Source organism: Nostoc sp. ChiSLP03a, from assembly GCF_034531215.2.
In the GTDB taxonomy this organism is placed as follows: Bacteria; Cyanobacteriota; Cyanobacteriia; order Cyanobacteriales; family Nostocaceae; genus Nostoc.
Map to the genome: position 1 here is coordinate 21,214 of NZ_JAVRBQ020000088.1, position 7,373 is coordinate 28,586.

At 40.6% G+C, this 7,373-nt stretch carries 4 protein-coding genes; 1 reads left to right on the forward strand and 3 read right to left on the reverse strand.

Going from position 1 to position 7,373, the window contains the following annotated elements; translation table 11 throughout:
• Positions 1-287: 287 nt before the first annotated feature.
• A complete protein-coding gene (locus RMY32_RS14345) occupies positions 288-3,107 on the reverse strand; it encodes a pitrilysin family protein (protein ID WP_322712640.1) in 2,820 nt (939 codons plus the stop codon).
• 514 nt (positions 3,108-3,621) lie between these two features.
• Between RMY32_RS14345 and RMY32_RS14350 the strand changes: the two genes are divergently transcribed.
• Positions 3,622-4,089 (forward strand): hypothetical protein, encoded by a 468-nt coding sequence (locus RMY32_RS14350; RefSeq protein ID WP_322675606.1) that lies wholly within the window; start codon positions 3,622-3,624, stop codon positions 4,087-4,089.
• A 412-nt stretch (positions 4,090-4,501) separates the two neighbouring features.
• Here the strand turns inward: RMY32_RS14350 and RMY32_RS14355 are convergent, their stop codons facing one another.
• Together RMY32_RS14355 and RMY32_RS14360 are read right to left on the reverse strand one after the other, a co-directional pair.
• A complete protein-coding gene (locus RMY32_RS14355) occupies positions 4,502-4,981 on the reverse strand; it encodes a Uma2 family endonuclease (RefSeq protein WP_322712641.1) in 480 nt (159 codons plus the stop codon).
• 104 nt (positions 4,982-5,085) lie between these two features.
• The gene (locus RMY32_RS14360) at positions 5,086-7,176 is read right to left on the reverse strand and encodes a prolyl oligopeptidase family protein (RefSeq protein ID WP_322712642.1); all 2,091 of its coding nucleotides are present in this window, start codon (positions 7,174-7,176) and stop codon (positions 5,086-5,088) included.
• Between the last annotated feature and the right edge of the window lie 197 nt (positions 7,177-7,373).

A 7,373-nucleotide genomic window follows, 5' to 3' on the forward strand; every position in this document is an offset into this window, starting at 1 on the left:
TACGAGTTGACATACTCACCGAGAAAGAAGGGTCGGTGATTCTGGAGTAATAAGTAATGAGTAAATACCCATTTCTCATCCACTCATTATTCATTACTCATTTAAAGTCCTGTCACCAATGATAAAAAGCCGTCCTCAAAGGACGGGGCTTCAGACCCAAGTTTTTGGTGATATTAGCCATTCTAAATCATTCGTAAACAATCAAATCCCCGATTTCTTAAAGAAGTCGGGGATATAGTTATTGCAATTTTTACAAATCAAATCCCATTGCTATGTATCTGAGGTGATTAGCTGCCTTTGGTTACAGCATCTCCAGGCCCGGCAGTGACAATCACCAGATTTTCTGGCTTAATTAAATCTTCAATTGCCTGTTGCATATTAGCCATAGTAACTGCTTGAATCCGCTGGGGAAACTCTCGGATTTCTGACCGTGAAAGCCCTAAAACAGCATTATCCAAAATGATGCTTGCTACATCACTGGGATTAGCTAAATCCACAGGATAGCTATTGGTAATTGAGCGTTTTGCTGTGTTGAATTCAGCTTCAGTTACTCCTTGCTCGCGTAACTGTTTTAGTAATGCGAGAGTACTGGCGATCGCTTTTTGGGCATCAACAGGAGCAGTTTGCATTTGAATCAAGAAGGGCCCCGGATTGATCCCGGCGGCAAAACCACTATATATACCGTAGGTTAAACCTTGGCGATCGCGCACTTCCGTACCCAAGCGGCTGGCTAAGGTATCACCACCCAAAATTTGATTTAGCACTAGTGCCGCATAATAACGCGGATCTTTTCGAGAGATGCCGTTGTAGCCGATGTAGGTGACAGCCTCAGCTTTACCGGGAATTACTTTATTTAGTTGTGTCAAAGTTTGCGGAAATGGTACGGTTGGTATTTTGAGAACAGGTGGCTTACCTGTGGCTTGCCATTTACCAAACACTTCATTTAGCAAAGCTTTTACCTTAACTGAATCAAAGTCTCCAACTATTGCGATCGTCGTGGTATCCGGTCGGTAGTGTGTTTGGTAGAAACCAAGCAAATCATCACGAGTAATAGTCTTTAAACTCTCGGCTGTGGGAAAGCTGTGGAATGGATGATTTTCAGGGTAAATTGCCTGTTGAAATACTTGTCTTCCCAAACCTCTAGGATCATCTAGTTGGACTTTCAGACTTGTCAATGCCCTTTGGCGACTTAGTTCCAACTGATCGGCGGGGAAAGTGGCGTTTTCTAACACATCTGCCAGAGTTTGAATCAATATTGGCAAATTTGCTGAAAGTCCCTCACCACTAACGCTAGTTCCCTCGCGGCTAGCACTGAAGCTCAAACCAGATCCCAAGTCTTCTAAGGTTTTTGCTAGAGTCAGAGCATTTTTAGTCTGCGTCCCATTCATTAAGTTGCTTGCAGTTAGATTCGCTAATCCAGCTTTTTGATTGCCATCAAATTCAGCACCAGCGTCAATTTGTCCGCTCAGGTTAATAGTGGGAAGATTGCGATCGCTCAACAGCAGAACCTTCAAACCATTTTTTAAGGTAAACTCCTCTGGTAGTGATTGTTTAGCTGAATCTGTTTCTGATGTCGCAGGTGGCAAATATTTTGCCAGTTCTGCTGGATCTACAGGCTTACCAGGGCTGAAATTTTCCACCGTGCGGCTAGAACCAGCGCTAGAAGTTCCTGGCTTACCATCTGGTTGAGTCGGCTCAAAGAAACCGATGGTTTGTTGAGCCGGATTGAGGTAAGTTTTCGCTGCTTTCTGGACTTGAGCAGGAGTTACTTTCGCGATCGCAGCCAGATACCTTTCAATAAAATGATAATCCCCTGCGATCGTTTGGTTATATCCCAGTTGATTAGCTTGACTCGTGATATCTTGATTACCCAAAATATATGAGGCTTGCAGTTGCGTCTTCGCTCGGTTCAACTCTTCTGAAGTGACAGGCTGCTGTTGCAATTTTACTAAAGATTCCTGGAGTACCTGGGCAATTTTCCCCAACTCTTGACCGGGAGCCGCCGTAGCATCAATTTCATACCAACCCGGTTCGATAAGTTCAGCAGCACCACCACTCACTGAACTAGCAAGTCCAGATTCCACCAAAGCTTGATAAAGTCGAGAACTACGTCCACCTGTAAGAATGGCATCCATCAAATCAATTGCTGGGACATCAGGATGTTTGATATCTGGCAGAGGATACACCGCTTGCAATAGTGCTGCACTTCCAGGTTGCTTGAGGACAATCGGTGCTTTTTTCGCAACAGGGGTAGACGGGGAAGCGTCAGCAACAGAAGAAGATGCCGAGAAATTATCAATTGCTCTCCTGGCATTAGGGAGTGTCGTATTCTTTTTTGCTCGTTGCGATAACTTACCAAAAGTTTCTTGGACAACTTTGAGTGCAGGTTTTGTGGCAAAATCTCCGGTAATCACCAACGTGGCGTTTTCTGGGCTGTAGTAGGTTTGATAATAATTCCGTACCTGCTCCACCGTGAATTGCTCTACATCGGCTTTTGTGCCTCCCACCGATAAACCATAAGCTCGATTGGGGAAAGCAGCTCGCATCACTGCCCGACTCAGACGATAGCCTGGTGAATTTTCGTATCCCTGTAACTCGGAGATCACCACCCGCTTTTCACTGGTGAGTTGTTCAGGCCCAATTAAGGAGTTTTCCATGCGATCGGCTTCTAGTGTCAGCAGTGCTTCTAATTTGTCTCGCTGCACTGTGCCAAAGTAAGCTGTTTCGTCATAACTAGTAAAAGCATTGAACTGGCTACCTAAAGCACTAAACAACCGTCCAAACTGTACTGGACGGTCATTTGTACCTTTGAACATCAAATGTTCTAGCTGGTGAGAAATACCATTCTCTCCCTTAACCTCGTTGCGCGAGCCAACTTTATACCAAACTTGCACACTCACCACAGGAGCAGTATGAACTTCTTTGGTTAATACCGTTAAACCGTTGTCTAATACTGTTTTTTGCACTCCTTGGGTGAATGAGAGAGCAGAGACAGGTGTGACTGCTGTTGGCGTTGCAGCATTAGTGAAATTGCCAGCCATTGGCACGATAGTTAAAATAAGGCTGAGGAAAAATCCTAAAAGCATCGTGTACGATCGCCGTTTCATAAGCAATACAAAACTTCCAATTTTAAAATAAAACCCCAAAGGGTATTTCAAAATTTAAATCTAACTCAAGTTGCTAGTTATTGAGGGAATAAGACAAAAATGAAAACAAAATTCGCTTAAAACAAATGTGATAGAGGAAGATGATATATAGCGTTTCCTAGTCTGCTGAGGTACAAATCTCTGCGTACCTCTGCGCTTTACTTTGCGTTCCTTTGCGTTTCAAAATATTATCTGTACCTCACGTAACTGGTAATCGCTATATAGACTTATTACTGTACTACTTTTTTGCCGATAGCATATCTGGGTGTATTTTTTAAAACTACCCAAGGGTTATTAGGTGCGGCGATAAAACTTTTACAGAATATTAGAAATTATTGCAAATAGATTAACAAGCATTGCAATGTGTTTCTTTTTACACGATTGTAGTAATATCTACTTTTAAAATTGGTTTGATACCTGTTGTCATCACATTCGGGTAAGTATCTCGGTCAAACTAGCAAAAACTTTTTTAGATATGCAAACAAGAAACTTGATTGGATCGTTCACATTAGGTATGCTGTTAACAGCAATACCTGTATTATCAGCTAATGCCTCAGAAGTAGTACCAAACTTATACCAGTTTCAAGGTAAGAATATCAGCATTAGTTACTCAACGACAAGCTTTACTGGCAAGCCCCTTTTTACCTATAAAGATAAGCAACAGACATTAAACTTTCAAGGTACCGATCAGATCCGTACTGTAGAAACAGAGATTGGTACACTCGTAACTGTAACTATCCGTAGGACAGTAGATACTGGCAATACCGTGTTTACTTTGATCTTACCCCGTGTAAACCTTGGAAAAAGCAACTCAGCCGCAGTAGAAACTAAGGGAATCACAACAACAAACCTCTTTTCTGTGATTCCTAAATTCAACCAGGGGCAAAGACAAACTTATACGACAATCCATTTGACTGGTACAGCCCAAGCTGTCGCGTTTTAACTATACAAGAAGGATAAAAATATTAAACTTCTTGCTCGCATCAAGAAAAGCGGTAATACTGTTCGGTTAAGGCAAGACGCGATAAATCGCCGTTTTTACAATAATCATTCCTTCGTAAAGAGGGTGATTTATCGCATCTTTAACGATCTAGAATTTTCATCAAAAATCCTTAACCAAACTGTATTGAGGGTGAAGGTAAATAATTGTTTGCCTTCACCATTATCACTTAACTTTTTGTGAAGGTTGGTATCGTATTATTTATGAAATAGATAATACTTTAAATTAAGCAAAGTTGAGTTTTCTGCAATTTTTTAATGAAAGATTATTAGTATTTTTAAGATGCATTTTAAAAATAAATAATTTAGGCGATGCCTACAGCGGTAAACTACGCTTTCTCCCCTATTCTCTACAATTACCGCTTAATTTGCTTAGGAAAGTTAGGAACTAACAAAGATTGCTCTAATTCCCCTTGCTCATTATAAAATTTAATTTGACCTTGTTCATTACATAACCACACCTCAAAAGCTTGAGCTTCTAAATATAAATTTCTTTTAAATTCCATTTCTTCCAAACTGTTACCACTTGATTTGACTTCTACACAAATTTCTGGTGCAATAGAAGCTGATACTTCATCTTCAATTTGAGAAAATCTTTCTTCTGAACACCAAACAACATCAGCAACTTTCACCCCGTCTGATGTGTTGATGGCACATTCTGGCATTACTTCTCCTGTATTCAATAAAGATTCCAATAAACGTTGGATTCTTCCTTGATAAAAAGAATGTTTAATTTTGACTGGACTCATTACAATTTGTCCCCATTTATTTAATTCAATTTTGAAGGGTAAATCTTGTAATTGTTTGTGTTCGCAAACTTCTTCCCATCTCATCATTAATATTTGCCTAGAGTGATGATTTAATTTTAACTCATCTATTAATCTGACAAAATCTCACGCAAAGGCGAGGACACTTGCGTGAGATAATCAATTACATTATTCTAAACTTCAACATTCAAAACACGTACCAAAAAAGCCCATTTATCTGCGGCTTCCTCGATAATTTTAGCAGTGGGTTTACCCGCACCATGTCCGGCTTTCGTCTCAATTCTAATTAGCGTTGGCGCATCACCTGTGTGAGCCTCTTGCAAAGCGGCGGCAAATTTGAAACTATGAGCAGGGACAACGCGATCGTCATGATCGGCTGTGGTAATTAAGGTTGCTGGGTAAGCTGTATTTGGTTTGATGTTATGTAATGGCGAATAAGCATACAGCGCCGGAAACTCTTCTGGATTATCCGCAGAACCATATTCGGAAGTCCAAGCCCAACCGATGGTAAATTTGTGGAACCGCAACATATCCATGACGCCGACTGCTGGTAACGCTGCACCAAACAAATCGGGACGCTGCGTTATACAAGCACCCACTAATAAACCGCCGTTACTACCACCTGCGATCGCCAGCTTCTCAGTCTTAGTATACTTGTTAGCAATCAGCCATTCAGCAGCACCAATAAAGTCATCAAAGACATTCTGCTTTTTATCTTTCATTCCTGCTTGATGCCATTCTTCACCGTATTCTCCACCGCCACGGATATTAGGCATAGCATAGACACCACCCATCTCCATCCACACCAAAAGACTCACAGAAAAGCCAGGTGTCATTGAAGCATTAAAACCACCATAAGCATAGAGATAAGTAGGGTTATTTCCATCTAATTTAATACCCTTTTTGTGCGTAATAAACATTGGTATTTTAGTATCATCTTTACTGTGATAAAAGACTTGTTTTGTCTCGTAATCATCAGGATTAAAATCTACCTGCGGCTGACGGAAAACCTGACTTTTTCCTGTCACCATATCGTAGCGATAAATAGTGCCTGGTATGGTAAAACTGGTAAAACTATAAAAAGTTTCAGTATCATAACGCTTACCATTAAAGCCTCCGGCTGAACCGAGTCCTGGTAGTTCTACCTCTCGAATAAACGTACCGTTGAGGTCAAAAATTTTGATTTGACTGTGAGCATCTTTGAGGTAATCTGCAACGAACTGATTATTAAGTATACCGACACTTTCCAAAGTTTCTGCTGATTGAGGAATAATTTCTTGCCAATTTTCTGGTGCGGGGTTTTTCGTGTCAATCGCAATCACTCTTCCCCGTGGTGCGTTTAAATCTGTGCGAAAATAAAAGACGTTATCATCATTGTCGATAAAGCTATAATCTGCCTCAAATTGGTTAATTAGTTCTACAACTTCCGCATTAGGGTTAGTTAAATCTTTGAAGAAAACTAAATTTTTAGAGTCAGTACCTAGCCAAATTGAAATTATTAGATAGCGTCCATCTTCAGTAACGCCACCACTAAAACCCCATTCCTTTTGGTCAGGACGATGGTAGATTAGTACGTCTTCTGATTGAGGTTTACCTAGTTGATGATAGCAGAGCTTTTGATAATAGTTGACATCTTCTAATTGAGTTTTTTCATTTGGTTCATCGTAGCGACTGTAGAAAAAACCTTGATTATCGTGTGTCCAAGATGCGCCAGAAAATTTAATCCACTTCAGGTGGTCTTGGAGGTCTTCACCAGTTTCAACATCGCGTACTTTCCACTCTTGCCAATCAGAACCAGAGGAGGATAAACCATAAGCTAAAAGTTTACCATCCTCGCTAATTGACAATCCTGAAAGAGCAACAGTGCCATCTTCTGAGAGTTTATTGGGATCGAGTAAAACTTGGGGTTGGTCATCGAGGGTTTTCAAGGTGTAAAGGACACTTTGATTTTGCAGTCCATCATTTTTAAAATAAAAGTAGCGTTCGGTGGAACCGTCTCGCAGAGATTCGCCTTCTTTAAAAGGAATACCGTATTTTTCATAATCCCAAAGTTTGGTGAGGCGCTGTTTAATTTTTTCCCTAGCAGGAATTTCACTCAAGTAGCCAAACGTAACTTGATTTTGTGCCTCAATCCAAGTTCTTGTTTCTTCAGAGTCAGGATCTTCTAACCAACGGTAAGGATCTGCAACTGAAGTACCGTGGTAATTATCAGCTTGATTGCTCTTATGGCTGGTTGGGTAAGTGAGATTTTCAGAAGAAGGCATAGTCTTAGGTCAAAGTACTTCTTTACATACTACAAAGATAGACCCAAGACTTGGGGCAATATTAACCCAAGTTGCTAGTTATGCTTGCAGGTGTTCAGGTGGCATTGCATAAGCAATAAAATCCCCTCCAGAGGAAAAATTAGGAGGGGTAATGTTAAACGAAATAATTACAATTTATGCTATCACTGATGACCTAT